The organism is Aedoeadaptatus acetigenes (genome assembly GCF_025566985.1).
Classification (GTDB): Bacteria; Bacillota; Clostridia; order Tissierellales; family Peptoniphilaceae; genus Aedoeadaptatus; species Aedoeadaptatus acetigenes.
On sequence record NZ_JAOQJD010000042.1, the window covers coordinates 1 to 561 of the forward strand.

Annotated in this window: 1 rRNA gene; it reads left to right on the forward strand. The window is 52.2% G+C overall.

Features of this window, described 5'->3' with window-relative positions:
* Window positions 1-561 (forward strand): 23S ribosomal RNA (locus tag OCV31_RS09675); the annotation flags it as partial.

The following is a 561-nucleotide window of genomic DNA, read 5'->3' on the forward strand; positions in this document are numbered from 1 at the left end:
AACTAGGATGTTGGCTTAGAAGCAGCCATACATTGAAAGAGTGCGTAATAGCTCACTAGTCAAGTGACTCTGCGCCGAAGATAACCGGGGCTAAACACGATACCGAAGCCGTGGAATCCGTAAGGATTGGTAGAGGAGCATTGTGTACGCGACGAAGCAAAAGCCGTAAGGCCTTGTGGAGTGTACAGAAGAGAGAATGCTGGCATGAGTAGCGAGAGGTGAGTGAGAATCTCACCCGTCGAAAACCCAAGGTTTCCTGAGGAAGGCTCGTCCACTCAGGGTAAGTCGGGACCTAAGGCGAGGCCGAAAGGCGTAGTCGATGGACAACAGGTGGAGATTCCTGTACCGGCAAACGCAATGAAGATGTGGGGACGCAGAAGGATAAGCGCAGCGCCCGGTTGGTGAGGCGTGCAAGCACCAAGGATGAGAAGTAGGCAAATCCGCTTCTCTAAAGTCTGACGTGTGATGCGGATCGAAAATAAGTAGAGAAGGAGCCGAATCCATACTGCCAAGAAAAGCCACTATTCGCGTCTTGTCGCCCGTACCGTAAACCGACACAGG